Source organism: Amycolatopsis sp. NPDC024027 (assembly GCF_040638975.1).
Classification (GTDB): domain Bacteria; phylum Actinomycetota; class Actinomycetes; order Mycobacteriales; family Pseudonocardiaceae; genus Amycolatopsis.
In genome coordinates this window covers 57,748-72,779 of sequence record NZ_JBEZYY010000019.1, presented here as the reverse complement: position 1 = coordinate 72,779, position 15,032 = coordinate 57,748, and the positions used below count along the sequence as shown (strand labels likewise).

The following is a 15,032-nucleotide window of genomic DNA, read 5'->3' as shown; positions in this document are numbered from 1 at the left end:
CTTCGGTCTCCTCGGACGGGGTGGACCCCCACGTTGCGGTGCCCGCCCGGAGGGTTACCGGGAGGGACTGTGTGCATTCACCGACCGTGTGCGATTCACTCCCGGGCACGGGTATGACGGCGGACACGCACGCAGCACCGAGACACTACTCGGTGCTGCGTGAGCCCGGCGTGCGAGGCCGTACCGACTTTCGTCGGGATTCCCCCGCTCCCGCCCAGGAGTGCCGCGGAAGGCTACTTCTTGCCGTGCTCCAGCGGCGGCGCCACCTGCGCGGTGGTCTGCGGCTCGTCGGCCTTGATGCCGGAGGTCGACTCGATGATCGAGGGCTCCTCGGCGGGGGTCTCCGCCACCTCGTCGACGGAGTCCTCTTCGGTCTCGACGACCGGCTCGACCTTCTCGCGGACGGCCAGCCGCAGCCAGGTGGTGACGACACCGGGAGCGATCTCGATGTCGATCGTGGTGTCGCCCGAAGTGTCGGCGACGGTGCCGTACAGACCGGACGTGGTCATCACGCGGTCACCGGGCGCCAGGCTGCTCTGCAGGTCCTGCTGCGCGGCCTGCTGCTTCTTCTGCTTTCGCGTGCTCATCACCAGCGGCACGGCGAGGACGAGCACGAGCAGCAGGGGCAGCAATAGCTGTTGCATGATTCTCCGTTCGACGGACACCCGGGCCCAGCCGAAATGTCCGGTTTTTGGGTATGTGCTCCTGTCGAGTGTGCCAGGTACCAGCGCGGACGCCAGCACCCACCCGCCGGTACGGGCCGCTTGGCCGGTTCGAACTCAGTCCTGCTCGAACAGCGACGGCCCGCCCGGGTCCGGGCGCCCCGGGAGGTCCGCGGGCGGCACCATGCCGAGGTGTTCCCACGCGGTCGCGGTCGCGACGCGGCCACGCGGGGTGCGGGCGAGCATACCGGCGCGCACGAGGTAGGGCTCGCAGACCTCTTCCACCGTGGTCGCCTCCTCCCCCACGGCCACCGCCAGCGTCGAGATGCCCACCGGCCCGCCGCCGAAGGACCTGGTCAGCGCGGTGAGCACGGCCCGGTCGAGCCGGTCGAGACCCAGCTCGTCGACGTCGTAGACGGCCAGCGCGGCGCGGGCGACGTCGCGGGTCACCTTGCCGTCGGCGCGGACCTCGGCGTAGTCGCGGACGCGCCGCAGCAGCCGGTTCGCGATCCGGGGCGTGCCCCGCGAACGGCCGGCGATCTCGGCGCAGCCGTCGCGGTCGATCGGGATGTCGAGGATCGTCGCGGCGCGGCGGACGACCAGCTCCAGCTCGGCGTCGGTGTAGAACTCCATCTGGCCGGTGAAGCCGAACCGGTCCCGCAGCGGGCCGGTCAGCGAGCCGGACCGGGTGGTCGCGCCGACCAGCGTGAACGGGGCGATTTCCAGCGGGATGCTGGTGGCGCCCGGGCCCTTGCCGACGACGACGTCGACGCGGAAGTCCTCCATGGCGAGGTAGAGCATCTCCTCGGCGGGGCGGGCGATCCGGTGGATCTCGTCGATGAACAGGACGTCGCCGGGCGCGAGGTTGGACAGCATCGCGGCGAGGTCGCCGGCCCGCTCGAGGGCCGGGCCGGAGGTGATCCGGATGGCCGCGCCCAGCTCGGCCGCGACGATCATCGCCATCGACGTCTTGCCCAGCCCGGGCGGCCCGGACAGCAGGACGTGGTCGGGCGGCACGCCGCGGCGGCGCGCGCTCTCCAGCACCAGCTCGAGCTGCTCGCGCACGCGCGGCTGGCCGACGAACTCGTCGAGCTTGCGCGGCCGCAGCGTGCCCTCGACGTTCTCTTCGCCGGTCTGGGCCCACGCCGAGAGGGCTTCCTCTTCCTCCACGGCTTCATACTCCATGCCCGCCCCTACCGCTTCCGGCCGAGGGTGGCCAGGGCGGCGCGCAGCACGCCGGCCGTCGTGTGGCCGTCACCGTCGGCGAGGACCTTGTCGACGGCCTGCTCGGCCTGCTTGGCCGGGAACCCGAGCCCGGCCAGCGCCTCGACGACCTCGGCGCGCAGGGCGCCGGGGGCGGTGACGGCGGGCGCGTCGCCGGGGCCGCCGCCGAGCGCGGTGACCTTGTCGCGCAGTTCGAGGGTGAGCCGTTCGGCGCCCTTGCGGCCGATGCCGGGCACCGAGGTGAGCACGGTGATGTTGCCTTCGACCAGCGCGGCCCGCAGCTTGCCGGGGTCGAGCACGGCGAGGGTGGCCAGCGCGAGCCGCGGCCCGATCCCGGACACCGTCTGCAGCAGCCCGAACAGCTCGCGCGCGTCGGCGTCGGCGAAGCCGAACAACGTCAGCGAGTCCTCGCGGACGATCAGCGCGGTGTGCAACCGGGCCTCTTCGCCGCGGCGCAGGGTCGCCAGTGTCGCCGGGGTGGCCTGCACGGCGAAGCCGACCCCGCCGACCTCGACCACGACGTGGTCGAGGCCGACCGACAGGACTTCTCCGCGTACCGACGAGATCATCGTGCTGCTCCTGGGTTCTTGGCTTGGTTCGCCAGTTTCGCCGCCGCGGCGAGGCGGGCTTTGTGCGTGCGGGCCATCTCGGCCGCGCGGGCTTCGGCCTCGGCGAGCCGGGCCCGCATCGGCTCCCGCCAGAGGTGGCAGATGGCCAGGGCGAGGGCGTCCGCGGCGTCGGCCGGGTGCGGGGCGACCTCGAGGTTGAGCAGGCGCATCACCATGGCGGTGACCTGCGCCTTGTCGGCCCGGCCGGACCCGCTGACGGCGGCCTTGACCTCGCTCGGGGTGTGGAAGACGACCGGCAGGCCCCGGCGCGCGGCGGCGAGCGCGACCACGCCACCGGCCTGGGCGGTCCCCATAGCGGTGCGGACGTTGTGCTGGGCGAAGACGCGCTCGACGGCCACGGCCTGCGGCTTGTACTTGTCCAGCCACCGCTCGACCTCGTCGGAGATGCCGAGCAGGCGGTGCGCCAGATCGGCGTCCGCCGGCGTCCGCACGACGTCGACCGCGACGCAGCGGACGGCCCGGCCCTTGCCGCCGTCGACCACCCCCAGGCCGCACCTGGTCAGACCGGGGTCGACCCCGAGCACGCGCACCCGTGTTTCCTTCCCGCCGCGAACACCAGTTCGAGCTTGCAGGCTACTGGCCGGGCCTGCGGCAGGATGGGTGACATGCCGGAGCCATCGGATTTCGTCACCCACCTGGGCCTTCAGCCGCTGCCCGTCGAAGGCGGGCGGTGGGCGCAGAGCTGGCGGTCGGAGACCGGCTCGGCGATCTACTACCTGCTCGTCGCGCCGGAGTCCTCCGCCCCGCACCGCCTGGACCGGGTCGAGGTCTACGCCCACCACGCCGGCGCGCCCGCGGCCATGCTGCTGCTGCACCCGGACGGCTCGGTCGAGCGGCCGGTGCTGGGGACCGACGTCGCCGCCGGGGAACGCCCGCAGGTCGTGGTGCCCGCCGGGACGTGGCAGGCCACCGTCACGTGCGGCGCGTGGAGCCTGCTGGGCACGGTCGTGGTGCCGCCCTACACCGACGACTGCGTGGAGTTCGCGGCCGCGGCCGAGCTGGCGCTGAAGTATCCGGAAGCGGCCGCCGACCTGCGGAAGTTCTAGGGCCCGTCGACGCCGGGGGTCCAGCTTTCCGGAGCACCGCTCTCGGTCAGCACCAGCTGCCACCGCGCGAACCCCTCGGGCGCGTCCGGGTGCCAGGGGAACTTGCCCTCCGGCGTCGCGACGATCAGCTGCAGCGCCGGGAAGTCGCCGTCCGGGTAGATGAGGAACGCCGTGCCGAAGTACTCGGGGTAGTGCCCCTTGTTGACGCGCTCGAGGACCACCGGGACGCCGTCGAAGAAGTCGTCGTAGCGCCGGCCGACCTCGAAGATCTCGCCGTTGGCGGCCCGGTCGACGTAGGCGTCGAGCAGCACCTGGCCCATCTGGCCGGGCAGCCCGACCACGACGGCCTCCGGCACGTTGTGCAACGCCCACGCGCACGCGGTGAAGCTGTAGCCGGCACCCTCGTCGTCGGCGGCGACGTTGATGACGGCGTTGCCGCGCTCCTTCGCCTGCCCCTCGATCCATTCGATGAGGCGCAGTTCTTCCGCGGACAGTTCGGCGGTGATGTCGGCGGGAGCGGCGGGGGTCGTCGAGGTCACGGCGCACATTCTGCCTGACGAGCCCGCCGGAGCCCAGTGCCCGGGCCGGAAAGTTTCCGGCCCGGGCACGAAAGCGGTGCGGTGCAAGGGAAAATTCAGCCGACTTCGGCGAGCACCTCGTCCGATACATCGAAGTTCGCGTAGACGTTCTGGACGTCGTCGCAATCCTCGAGGGCGTCGATCAGCTTGAAGACCTTCTTCGCGCCGTCGACGTCGAGGGGGACGTTCACCGTCGGGAGGAAGGTGAGCTCCGCCGACTCGTACTCGAACCCGGCCTCCTGGAGCGCCTTGCGCACCGGCACCAGGTCGCCGCCCTCGCAGACGATCTCGAAGCTCTCGTCGAGGTCGTTGACCTCTTCGGCGCCGGCGTCGAGCACCGCCATGAGGACGTCGTCCTCGGTGGCGTCGCCCTTCGGCATGATCACCACGCCCTTGCGGTTGAACATGTACGCGACCGACCCCGGGTCGGCGAGGGAGCCGTTGTTGCGCGTGAGCGCGGTGCGGACCTCCATCGCGGCGCGGTTCTTGTTGTCGGTGAGGCACTCGATCAGCACCGCCACGCCGTTGGGGCCGTAGCCCTCGTACGTGATGTCCTGCCAGTCGGCGCCACCGGCCTCTTCACCGGCGCCGCGCTTGCGGGCGCGCTCGATGTTGTCCTGCGGGACCGAGTTCTTCTTCGCCTTCTGGATGGCGTCGTAGAGCGTGGGGTTGCCATCCGGGTCGCCACCACCGGTGCCGGTCCGCGCGGCCACCTCGATGTTCTTGATCAACCGCGCGAAGAGCTTGCCGCGCTTCGCGTCGAGGTTGGCCTTCTTGTGCTTCGTGGTGGCCCACTTGGAGTGGCCGCTCATCTCTCCTCCATCTGTTCCGTACCCCGGCCGGGCACCGCGTCTCAGCCGGCCTTTCGCACAAGGTCGACGAACAGCCGGTGCACCCGCACGTCGGGCGTGAGTTCCGGGTGGAACGCGGTCGCCAGCACCGCCCCTTGCCGGACCGCGACGATCCTAGCGGTCTCCTCGTCCACGCCGGGCACGCCGCTGACCGTGGCCAGCACCTCGACGCCGTCCCCGGCCTTCTCGACCCAGGGCGCGCGGATGAACACGGCGTGCACGGGCCCGCTGTCGACCTCGGCGAAGTCGAGGTCCGCCTCGAACGAGTCGACCTGCCTGCCGAAGGCGTTGCGCCGGACGACGACGTCCAGGCCGCCGAGCTGCTGCTGGTCGGGCCGCCCGTCGAGGGTCTGCCGCGCCAGGAGGATCATCCCGGCGCACGACCCGAAGGCGGGCAGTCCCTCGGCGATCCGCGCTCTGAGGGGTTCCAGCAGTTCGAAGCTCTCCAGCAGCCGCGACATGGTGGTGGACTCGCCACCGGGCAGCACCAAACCGTCCACTTCGGACAGCTCACCGGCCCGCCGGACCGGCACGGCCCGCGCCCCCGCTTCGGCCAGCATCGCGACGTGCTCGCGCACGGCACCCTGCATGGCGAGCACACCGATGACCGGCTCCGACGACACCCGACCTCCCGAAAGACCTTCCCACCAGCCTAGACGCACCGGCTCGGCGGCTTACCGGCAGGTCAGAACCGCCTCCCGCCCGCCGTCACCGACACCCGGCCCGATCGGGGCATCACCGTGTCCGGGGCGGGCATCACCCGTGATTGGGCGGGCATCACCCGTGATTGGGCAGGCATCACCCGTGATTGGGCAGGCATCACCCGTGATGCCCCTTGGCTCACGCATGATGCCCGCTGGAACACGCGTGATGCCCGCCTGATCACGCCTGATGCCCCTTGCCGCACGCCGGCCCGACCCGGCGCGGGCTGTCAGGGCACTCCGGCCAGCCTCAGCAGCGCCGCCGTCGCCGCGGCGGCCACCACCACCAGCGCGAACGGCGCCTTCCGCCACGCCAGCACCCCGGCCACCAGCACCCCCGCCGGCCGGGCGATTCCGGCGAACCCGTGTCCCTCGGTCAGCGCGCTGACCGCGACCAGCGCCGCCAGCAGCACCACGGCCGCCAGTGCCATCAGCCGCTCGGTCTTCGGGGTCAGCTTCACGCGGCTGCGCAGCGCCGGCCCGGCGAACCGGAACGCGAACGTCCCGAGTGCCAGCACCCCCGTGGCGATCAGCAGTTCCACGCCGTCCATCAGCGCGCCTCCTCCAGCTCGGGCTCCTTCGCGGCCACCCCGGCCAGCACGCCGGCCAGCGCGAGCAGCACCGGCAGTCCCGCGGGCAGGAACGGCGTCGCCACCAGGGCGACCAGCACCCCGATCAGCACCGGCAGCCGGGCCGCCTTGTCGCGCAGCGAGGGCAGCACGAGCGCCAGCAGCACCGCCGGGAACGCCGCGTCCAGGCCGAACGCGTCCGTGTCGCTGATCGCCGTCCCGGCGTACGCCCCGCCGACCACGCCGATGTTCCAGCAGAGGAACAGGCCGATCCCGCACGCCCAGTACGCGGCGCGCCGGCGGTGCGCCTCGCGCTGGGCCAGCGCGAACGCGACCGATTCGTCGATCATCAGGTGGCTGCCCGCCAGCCGGGCCGCCCACCGCTTCCCCAGGACGTCGCCGATCGCGAAGCCGAACGGCAGGTGCCGCGCGTTGGCCAGCAGCCCGGCCAGCACCGCGGCGAACGGGTTGCCGCCCGCGGCGACGATGCCGATGAACATGAACTGCGACGCCCCGGCGAAGACCACCAGCGACATCAGCATCGGCAGCCACAGGGGGAAGCCGGAGCTCACCGCGATGGCGCCGTAGGAAACCCCCACGAGACAATCGGCGAGACAGACCAGGCCGATGTCACGGGCGAGGCCCCGATCGAGTGTTCGCCATATCGAACGCATGTGTTCTAGAGTGAACGCAAGGCCCCGTGTTCGTCAAGACGAACGAAAAGACCGATGGAGCGAACAGCATGTCTCAGGAAGCCACCGGGGCGCCGCTGGAGATCATCGCGGCCTCGCTGCGCCGCGAACGGACGCGCGCGGGACTGTCGCTGACCGAGGTCGCGCGCCGCGCCGGCCTGGCCAAGTCGACGCTCTCGCAGCTCGAGTCGGGTACCGGCAACCCGAGCGTCGAGACGTTGTGGGCCCTCGGCGTCGCTCTCGACGTACCCTTTTCCCGGCTGGTCGAACCGGATCGGCCGAAGGTCCGGGTGGTGCGCGCAGGCAAGGGGCCGACGGTGTTCGCCGAACACGCCGACTACGCGTGCACGCTCCTGTCGGCCTGCCCCTCCGGCGCCCGCCGCGACATCTACGTCGTCCGCGGCGAGCCGGGCACCCCGCGCCGCTCCGACCCGCACATGACCGGGGTGGTGGAGCACATCGTGCTGTGTGCCGGCCGCGCCCGGATCGGCGTCATGGACGACCCGGAGGAGCTCCTGCCCGGCGACTACATCTGCTACCCCGGCGACGTCCCGCACATCTTCGAAGCCCTCGAGCCGGGGACCTACGGCGTCGAGATCTCCGAATACATCTGAACCGCCACCGGTTTCGGGGACGGCGGCCGAAGAGCACGGTCGAAGTGGGTCCGCCCACGCTTTCCCCCATAGGTTGGCACCGGTCGCGACGCCGCTCCGGACCAGCCGTCCGCCCTCGCCGCGCCCGCCGATCCCGTCCCTCGCGAGCCAGGGGCTCGCTGACGTTCGTTGTGAGGCAGCCGCATGTACGACGTCATCGTGGTCGGGGCGCGCTGCGCCGGTGCGCCCACCGCCCTGTTGCTGGCCCGCGCGGGCCACCGGGTGCTCCTGCTCGACAAGTCGGCCTACGGCTCCGACACCCTCTCCACGCACCTCGTCCACCAGCCCGGGATCGCGGCCCTCGCTCGCTGGGGAGTGCTGGACCACGTCCGCGCGTCGGGCTGCCCGCCGCTGGAGCGAACCGTCTACGAGATCGCCGACGTCCACATCGACGGGCGCGCCGGCGGCGTGGCGGGACAGCGGGCGAAGTTCGCCCCGCGGCGCCGTGTCCTGGACGCGTTGCTGGTGGACGCGGCCGTAGCGGCCGGGGCCGAGTTCCGCGACCGCTGCCGGGTGACCGGGCTGCGGTGGGACGCGACGGGCCGGGTCGTCGGGGTCGAAGGCCGGCACGGGGGCCGGACCTTCACCGAAGACGCGCGTCTGGTGGTGGGCGCGGACGGCATGCGCTCCACCGTCGCCCGGCTGGTGGGGGCGCCGTACCACGTGCAGGACCCGCTCATGACCTGCGCCTACCACACGTACTGGCCCGACGTGCCCGCCGACGGCGTGGAGCTGTACGAGCGCCCCGGCGGCTGGGTGGCCGCCGTGCGCACCAACGACGACGCGACCATCGTGCAGGCGTACTTCCCGCAGTCCCGGTTCGCGGAGGTCCGCACCGACGCGCGCCGGGCCTACGAGGAGCAGATCCGCGCCACCGCGCCCGCGCTGTACGAGCGGCTGCGGGGCCGGGAGCCCGCGGAGCGCCTGCACGGCAGCGGTGACCAGCAGAACTTCTTCCGGCAGGCGACCGGGCCCGGCTGGGTCCTCGCCGGCGACGCCGGGCACCACAAGGACTCCATCACCGCCCGCGGCATCAGCGACGCGTTCCGGCAGGCGGAAAGCCTGGTGACCGAGGTGGGCAGCGCGCTCGGCGGCGATCCCGCGCGGCTCGACGCCGCCCTCGCCCGGTTCGCCGAAGACCGGGACACGTCCCTCACCCCCGGCTACCAGGCCACGCTCGGCGTCGCCCGGCTGGCTCCGGCCCACCAGCAGCGGCTCGCCCTCCTGCGGGCCGTGCAGTCCGATCCGGAACTCGTCGCGACCTACCTCGACACGGTGGCCGGAATAGTGCCCCCCGACGCCCTCTACACGCCGAAGCTGCTCGCCCTCCTCTGAAGCCACCGGAGCGAAAATGGTCACCTTCACCGCCGAGCACGTCGCGCTCCGCAAGCTGGTCCGCGAGTTCTCCGAAAAGGAAATCGGGCCGTACGCCGACGAATGGGAAGCGAACGGGAGCTTCCCCGCGCACGAGCTGTTCCCGAAACTGGCCGAGCTCGGCCTGCTCGGCCTCGAGTACGACCCGGCGTACGGCGGCCAGGGCGCGGACCACCTCTGCACGGTGATCCTGCACGAGGAGCTCGGCCGCGTCGGACCCGCCGGCGTGGCCCTGGGTATCGGCATCCAGACGGACATGGCGACCCCGTCGCTGCACCGGTACGGCAGCGAGGAACTCAAGCAGCGGTACCTGGTCCCCGCGCTCAACGGCGAGGCGGTCTGCGCGGTCGCGGTGACCGAGCCCGATTCGGGCTCCGACGTGGCCGCCTTGACGACCCGTGCGGTGCGCGACGGCGACGACTGGGTGATCAACGGCTCGAAGGCCTACATCACCAACGGCACCCAGGCGGACTGGATCTGCCTGCTGGCCCGCACATCCGACAGCCCCGCCGGCGGGGCCGGCGGCGGCGTCGGCCTCTCGCAGATCATCGTCCCGGCGGACACCCCGGGCTTCCGGGTCTCCCGCAAGCTCGACAAGCTCGGCATGCGCTCCTCCGACACCGCCGAGCTGACGTTCACCGACGCGCGGGTCCCGGTCGCCAACACGATCGGCGAGATCGATCTCGGTTTCTACCAGCAGATGAGCCAGTTCCAGAACGAGCGCCTCGCCCTGAGCTACGCGGCGGTCGGCGGCATGGAGACGGCCCTCACCCGGACCGCGGACTACCTGAAGACCCGCAAGGTCTTCGGCAAACCACTGATCGACAACCAGCACCTCGCCTTCACGCTGGCCGAGCTGAGTGCGCGGCTGGACGTCCTGCGGCACTACAACTACGCGGCCGCGGAGGCCTACGTCCGCGGCGAGGACGTGAACCGGTTCGCGACCGTGGGGAAGCTGGAGGCGGGCCGCCTGGCCCGCGACATCGCCGCGACGTGCCTGCAGTTCCACGGGGCCATCGGGTACATGGAGGAGATGTGGACCGCCCGGTACTTCCGGGACAGTCCCGTGTGGTCGATCGGCGGCGGCGCCGACGAGGTCATGCTGTACGTCCTGTCCCGGCTGGACGGCTACCACGCTTGAGAAGCACGGCTGCCGGCCGGCGCCGCCGAGGCGGCGCGGGCCGGCAGCCGGTCAAGCGGCCCGCCGGCCCTGCTTGGCGAACCAGCCGACGGGCCGGGCGGCGGCCACCAGCCGGCGTCGATCGATCTTCCCGGTCGTCGTGATGGGCAACTGGTCCACGACCGCCCAGAGGGCGGGGACCATGTACGACGGCAGTTCGTCCCGCAGGCGGTCGCGCAGGCCCACCGGCGTGACCGCCGTTCCCGGCGTGAGCCGGACGGCGGCGACGAGCCTCTTGTCGGTGCTGTCGCCTTCCGTGACCGTCACGAACGACTCCTCGACTCCGTCCTGGGCGCGCAGCACCTCGCCGATCGCGGACAGCTCGATGCGGAAGCCGCGGATCTTGACCTGGTCGTCCGCCCGGCCCAGGAAGTGGAGCCGGCCGGCCCCGTCGAGACGAGCCAGGTCACCGGTGCGGTACAGCCGGGCCGGGACGTCCGGGGAGAAGAACCCGAACGCCCGCTCCGTCTCCGCCCGGTCGTTCAGGTAGCCCGAGGCGAGACCCGCTCCGGCCGTGTACAACTCCCCGACGGCACCGGGCATCAGCAGTCTCCCGCGGTGGTCCAGGACGTACACCTGCGTTCCCCGGATCGGCGAACCGATGGGCAGCGGCCCGTCGACGTCCGCGGGTTCGCGCACCGAACAGGACGTCGTGACGACCGTGTTCTCGGTGGGACCGTAGCAGTTCGTGATGACGAGACCCGGGTTTTCCGCCAGCGCCTGCTTGACGTGCTCGTGCGGCACCACGTCACCACCGGTCATGAGGTGACGCAAGCCGGCGAACGACCGGCTCGCGAATTCGTGCACCAGCCCGAAAAGGCCCGCCGTGAGAAACGCCACGGTGACCCGGCGCTCCTCGAGGAAAGCGCCGATCTCGTTCGGCAGCAGCACGTCCGGTGGGCAGATCTCCAGCGTCGCCCCCGTCAGCAGGGTGCCCCAGATCTCCAATGTGGACGCGTCGAAGGCCAGGGGCGCCAAGCGAAGGGAGCGCTCGCCCGGGCCCAGCGCCAAGTGCTTGCCGTCGTGGACCAGCCGGAGCACGCCGCGGTGGGGTATCGCCACTCCCTTCGGCGAACCGGTCGAGCCCGACGTGAAGGCGACATACGCCAGCCGGTCGGGATCGGGCCGGACGGGCGGTGCCGCCTCGCCACCGGCCTCCCAACCCCGGTGCCAGGAACCGACCAGCGGCACGTCGAGCCGGCCGGCCGCGTCGCCGGCCGCGATCGCGGCGGCCGGGCGGGCCTTGGCCAAGATCCTCGCGGTGTGCGATGCGGGCTGAGCCAGGTCGGCCCCGAAGTAGGCGGCGCCCACCCAGAGCGTGCCCAGCACGGCCACCACCTCCGCGACCGACCGAGGAACCGCGATCAGCACGGTGTCGCCTTCTCCGACGCCGGCCGCGCGCAGCAGCCGGGCCTGCTCCGCCACGGCGACGGCCAGCTCGGCATACGTCAGCACCGAGTCCGCGTCGCGCACGGCCACCGCGGACGGCCACCGGTCCGCCGCGTCGCGGAAGAGCTGGTCCACCGACGAGCCGGGGAGGACGACACCGGTGTCGTTGACGGTGTCGAGGATCGCCCGCGACCGGGCGGAGAGGCACCGGATGTCCGCCAGCGTCACCTCCGTGCCGGCCGCCACCAGTGCCTCGGCGAGTTGTTCCGCGGCGGCCGAACAATCCAGGAAGAACCGCTGTGCCTCGTCTTCCTCCCACAGGTCCGACGCGCAGTCGGCGAACGACCCGCCGGTGTCCTCCAGCCGCACGGCGATGTCGAACCCGGATCCGGGGTCCGGCGCCCGCGTGCCGGGCAGGGCCACGAAAACCTGGACCAGCGGGTGACTGCGCCCGGACCGCTCGACGCCCAGCCGCGTGACGACGTCGTCGAGGGGAAAGCCGTCCCGGTCCAGGCTCCACGCCAGCGATTCGCGCACCCGGCGGGTGAACGCTTCCGGCGTCAGCTCGTCGATGTCCAGGCGCACCGGGATCGGGTCGGCGGGATCGCCGACACCGACCAGCAAGGTGCGCACCCCGGTCAGCCTGGCCAGCGTGAGACCGAACGCGGCGAAGAGAACGGAAGACGGCGGCACGTTCGCGGTGCGCGATAGCTCGCGGAGCAACGCCTCGGTTCGCGAGGACAGCTCGATGGGCTGCCGGCGACCGGGTGCGGGCGCGGGCGGTGGCCGGCGTTTCCCCGACGGCACCTCCAGGACCGTCGGCACCTTCGCCAGTCTTTGCGCCCACAGTTCGACCGTGTGCTCGTCCCGGCCCTCAAGGGTTTCCATCAGCCCGCCCCGCCTCGGCTTCGCCACGGCCGTCGGCTCTCATCCGGTCGAGCAGGGCCGCCTGTGCCCGGATCGTGGGGGCCCGGAGGACGTCGACGGGCGTGATCGTGATTCCCGAGCTCTTCGCCATCTTCGCGATGAGGGAGATGAGGACGAACGAGTCGCCGCCCGCGTCGAAGAAACTCGTGTCGTCGTCGGGGGTGTCGTAGCCGAGGGTGTCCCGCCAAGCCGAACGGACGAGACCGAGGAGACGAGGTTGCTCGTCGACCTGCTGAACACTTGCCGCGTCTGCCATGAATTGCACCTCTCCGGTTGGTTTTCGTGCGGTTCTCCGGCCGGCTCAGGCGGTCGTCGTACCGGACCGCACGGTCTCCAGTACGCCGGTGAGGTCCGCGAGCAGCGCGGCCTCCTGGGGTTTGAGGTAAAAGTGCCCGCCGGGCAGCACCCGGAGCCGGAAGGCGCCGTCCGTCAGGTCCGCCCAGCGCGCTATCTCCGCCGGGGTCACCTCGGAGTCGTCCTCACCGGCGTACGCGTAAACGGGGCAGGCCAGCGGCGGCCGCGAGCCACCGGAATAGCCGGCCACCAAGCGGTAATCTCCGCGGACCGCCGGGAGCACGGCTTCTCGCATGCCCGGGTTCTCGAAGGCTTCGGCGCGGCTCGCGTCCAGGCCCACGACGTGCGCGATGATGTCCTCGTCCGCGCTGGGCACCGTGCCGCCGGGCAGCGCGTGCGGCGGCTGCGTCCCGGACACGCACAGGGCGGCCGGCGCACTGCCCCGGTCCTGCAGGCGCAACGCCACCTCGTGCGCCACCGTGGCCCCGAAACAGTGGCCGAACAGCACGATCCGGTGCCGTGCCAGCTCGCCGAGCGCGTCGGCGATGTCCTCCGCGAGGGCTTCCAGCCCGGGCGGGAACGGGTCGTCGAACCGATCCTCCCGGCCGGGGTACCGGACAGCCAGGACGCCGACGTCCGACGGCAGTCCCGCCGGCCAGGTGCGATACGCCCCCGCCACGGCACCGGCGTGGGGAAAGCAAACCAGTTTCGTCTCGCACCCGTCGTCGTCGCGGAAGCGACGTACCCACTTCTCCTCCACCGCGTTCTTCATCGGCTGAGCCCCTTTCCACGGCCGGCTGCCGCAGCCAGGAGTCTCGCGCTGAACGGCGCCGGTCGCGCCTCTGAGCGTGCGAAGTCCTCGAACGGCGTCCCCTCTGCCGCGGTCGCGGGCGTCGTCCAGGAACCCGGACAGCCGCGAGCACGCCGGACGCGAACAGCGGCGCGGTCCCCCTCAGTTTCGCGATGTCCGCCGCCCCGGCCGAGGCGAGATGCTCCAGCCGGCGCCGCACGCTGCTGTGGTGCGCCCGAGCGAAGGCCACGTGACGGCGGCGACCAGTACCCGTTTCAGGTCCTCGGCGGAGCAGCCGGGCAGGACGGCCGGAAGGATCTCGGCCGGCCACCGGGCCCGGGCCGCCGCCGGCTGCTCGCGCAGCATCACGAGCCGGAACCGCGGGTGGCCATTCGACTCGCCGGCCGCTGATCGACGAGATTCCCGTCCGAGACCGGCAAAGGCCCCGTGGCGAACCGCCACGGGGCCTTTGCCGATCGGAATGGTTTACCAGCCGCGCTCGGCGAGGCGGTGCGGTTCCGGCAGTTCCTCGACGTTGATGCCGACCATCGCCTCGCCCAGGCCGCGCGAGACCTTGGCGAGGACGTCCGGGTCGTCGTAGAACGTCGTCGCCTTGACGATCGCCGCGGCGCGCTGGGCCGGGTTGCCGGACTTGAAGATGCCCGAGCCGACGAACACGCCCTCGGCGCCGAGCTGCATCATCATCGCCGCGTCGGCCGGGGTGGCGATGCCGCCCGCGGTGAACAGCACCACCGGCAGCTTCCCGGCCTGCGCCACCTCGCGCACCAGCTCGTACGGCGCCTGCAGCTCCTTGGCCGCCACGAACAGCTCGTCTTCCGGCAGCGAGGTCAGCCGCCGGATCTCCTGCCGGATCTGCCGCATGTGCGTGGTGGCGTTGGAGACGTCGCCGGTGCCGGCCTCGCCCTTGGAGCGGATCATCGCCGCGCCCTCGGTGATCCGCCGCAGCGCTTCGCCGAGGTTGGTCGCGCCGCAGACGAAGGGCACGGTGAAGGCCCACTTGTCGATGTGGTTGGCGTAGTCGGCCGGGGTGAGGACCTCGGACTCGTCGACGTAGTCCACGCCGAGGGACTGCAGGACCTGCGCCTCGACGAAGTGGCCGATGCGGGCCTTCGCCATCACCGGGATCGAGACGGCCTCGATGATGCCGTCGATCAGGTCGGGGTCGCTCATCCGGGCGACGCCGCCCTGGGCGCGGATGTCGGCGGGCACGCGCTCGAGGGCCATCACCGCGACCGCGCCGGCGTCTTCGGCGATCTTCGCCTGCTCGGCGGTGACCACGTCCATGATCACGCCGCCCTTGAGCATCTCGGCCATGCCGCGCTTCACCTTGGCGGTGCCGGTGACGGACTGGACGGTGCCGCTGGAGGGGGTGGGCTGCTGCTCGGACACGACGAGGCCTTTCGACACGGTTCAGAGGTGGACGAATCCGAGCGTAGGTCGGCGGTGGACCCT

Annotated in this window: 17 protein-coding genes; 4 read left to right on the top strand and 13 right to left on the bottom strand. The window is 71.9% G+C overall.

Annotated elements, in window-relative coordinates; translation table 11 throughout:
* Positions 1-233 precede the first annotated feature (233 nt).
* The 4 genes from yajC to ruvC form a co-directional block, all read right to left on the bottom strand.
* The gene (gene yajC, locus AB0F52_RS36555) at positions 234-644 is read right to left on the bottom strand and encodes a preprotein translocase subunit YajC (RefSeq protein ID WP_360180839.1); all 411 of its coding nucleotides are present in this window, start codon (positions 642-644) and stop codon (positions 234-236) included.
* A 135-nt stretch (positions 645-779) separates the two neighbouring features.
* Positions 780-1,847: a Holliday junction branch migration DNA helicase RuvB gene (gene ruvB / locus AB0F52_RS36550; RefSeq protein WP_360180837.1), complete on the bottom strand. Its 1,068-nt coding sequence runs from the start codon at positions 1,845-1,847 to the stop codon at positions 780-782.
* A gap of 8 nt (positions 1,848-1,855) precedes the next feature.
* Entirely contained in the window at positions 1,856-2,455 is a 600-nt protein-coding gene (gene ruvA, locus AB0F52_RS36545; protein ID WP_360180835.1) for a Holliday junction branch migration protein RuvA, read from the bottom strand.
* Entirely contained in the window at positions 2,452-3,045 is a 594-nt protein-coding gene (gene ruvC, locus AB0F52_RS36540) for a crossover junction endodeoxyribonuclease RuvC (protein WP_360180833.1), read from the bottom strand. Before ruvC ends, ruvA begins: the two co-directional genes overlap by 4 nt.
* Before the next feature lie 75 nt (positions 3,046-3,120).
* Between ruvC and AB0F52_RS36535 the strand changes: the two genes are divergently transcribed.
* Positions 3,121-3,561: a cupin domain-containing protein gene (locus tag AB0F52_RS36535; RefSeq protein ID WP_360180831.1), complete on the top strand. Its 441-nt coding sequence runs from the start codon at positions 3,121-3,123 to the stop codon at positions 3,559-3,561.
* Here the strand turns inward: AB0F52_RS36535 and AB0F52_RS36530 are convergent.
* The 5 genes from AB0F52_RS36530 to AB0F52_RS36510 all read right to left on the bottom strand — a co-directional run bounded on the left by AB0F52_RS36530 (position 3,558) and on the right by AB0F52_RS36510 (position 6,934).
* Positions 3,558-4,109 carry a DUF4262 domain-containing protein gene (locus tag AB0F52_RS36530; protein ID WP_360180829.1) on the bottom strand — a complete coding sequence of 184 codons (552 nt, stop codon included), beginning with the start codon at positions 4,107-4,109 and terminating at the stop codon, positions 3,558-3,560. The genes AB0F52_RS36535 and AB0F52_RS36530 overlap by 4 nt on opposite strands.
* 86 nt (positions 4,110-4,195) lie before the next feature.
* Positions 4,196-4,951, bottom strand: coding sequence for a YebC/PmpR family DNA-binding transcriptional regulator (locus AB0F52_RS36525; protein WP_013227126.1), 756 nt, complete (start codon positions 4,949-4,951; stop codon positions 4,196-4,198).
* Positions 4,952-4,992: 41 nt separating this feature from the next.
* On the bottom strand, positions 4,993-5,613 hold the full coding sequence (pdxT, locus tag AB0F52_RS36520) for a pyridoxal 5'-phosphate synthase glutaminase subunit PdxT (protein WP_360180827.1): 621 nt from the start codon (positions 5,611-5,613) through the stop codon (positions 4,993-4,995).
* Positions 5,614-5,921: 308 nt separating this feature from the next.
* Positions 5,922-6,242 (bottom strand): AzlD domain-containing protein, encoded by a 321-nt coding sequence (locus AB0F52_RS36515; protein WP_360180825.1) that lies wholly within the window; start codon positions 6,240-6,242, stop codon positions 5,922-5,924.
* On the bottom strand, positions 6,242-6,934 hold the full coding sequence (locus AB0F52_RS36510; RefSeq protein WP_360180823.1) for an AzlC family ABC transporter permease: 693 nt from the start codon (positions 6,932-6,934) through the stop codon (positions 6,242-6,244). Before AB0F52_RS36510 ends, AB0F52_RS36515 begins: the two co-directional genes overlap by 1 nt.
* A 68-nt stretch (positions 6,935-7,002) precedes the next feature.
* On the opposite strand from AB0F52_RS36510, the gene AB0F52_RS36505 reads away from it, so the two are divergent.
* The 3 genes from AB0F52_RS36505 (at position 7,003) to AB0F52_RS36495 (ending at position 10,120) form a co-directional block, all read left to right on the top strand.
* Positions 7,003-7,566, top strand: a complete 564-nt coding sequence (locus AB0F52_RS36505; RefSeq protein WP_360180821.1) for an XRE family transcriptional regulator — start codon at positions 7,003-7,005, stop codon at positions 7,564-7,566.
* Positions 7,567-7,749: 183 nt separating this feature from the next.
* Positions 7,750-8,940, top strand: a complete 1,191-nt coding sequence (locus tag AB0F52_RS36500) for an FAD-dependent oxidoreductase (protein ID WP_360180819.1) — start codon at positions 7,750-7,752, stop codon at positions 8,938-8,940.
* Between the two features lie 16 nt (positions 8,941-8,956).
* Positions 8,957-10,120, top strand: coding sequence for an acyl-CoA dehydrogenase family protein (locus AB0F52_RS36495; RefSeq protein WP_360180817.1), 1,164 nt, complete (start codon positions 8,957-8,959; stop codon positions 10,118-10,120).
* A gap of 51 nt (positions 10,121-10,171) precedes the next feature.
* On the opposite strand, the gene AB0F52_RS36490 is transcribed toward AB0F52_RS36495, so the two are convergent.
* The 4 genes from AB0F52_RS36490 to pdxS all read right to left on the bottom strand — a co-directional run bounded on the left by AB0F52_RS36490 (position 10,172) and on the right by pdxS (position 14,969).
* A complete protein-coding gene (locus tag AB0F52_RS36490) occupies positions 10,172-12,436 on the bottom strand; it encodes an amino acid adenylation domain-containing protein (protein ID WP_360180815.1) in 2,265 nt (754 codons plus the stop codon).
* Positions 12,423-12,731, bottom strand: coding sequence for an acyl carrier protein (locus tag AB0F52_RS36485; RefSeq protein WP_285992472.1), 309 nt, complete (start codon positions 12,729-12,731; stop codon positions 12,423-12,425). The genes AB0F52_RS36490 and AB0F52_RS36485 overlap by 14 nt, the downstream gene beginning before the upstream one ends.
* Before the next feature lie 45 nt (positions 12,732-12,776).
* Positions 12,777-13,541: an alpha/beta fold hydrolase gene (locus AB0F52_RS36480; RefSeq protein WP_360180813.1), complete on the bottom strand. Its 765-nt coding sequence runs from the start codon at positions 13,539-13,541 to the stop codon at positions 12,777-12,779.
* A 504-nt stretch (positions 13,542-14,045) separates the two neighbouring features.
* Complete coding sequence (pdxS, locus tag AB0F52_RS36475; protein ID WP_360181133.1) at positions 14,046-14,969, bottom strand: pyridoxal 5'-phosphate synthase lyase subunit PdxS; 924 nt, start codon at positions 14,967-14,969, stop codon at positions 14,046-14,048.
* Positions 14,970-15,032: the final 63 nt, after the last annotated feature.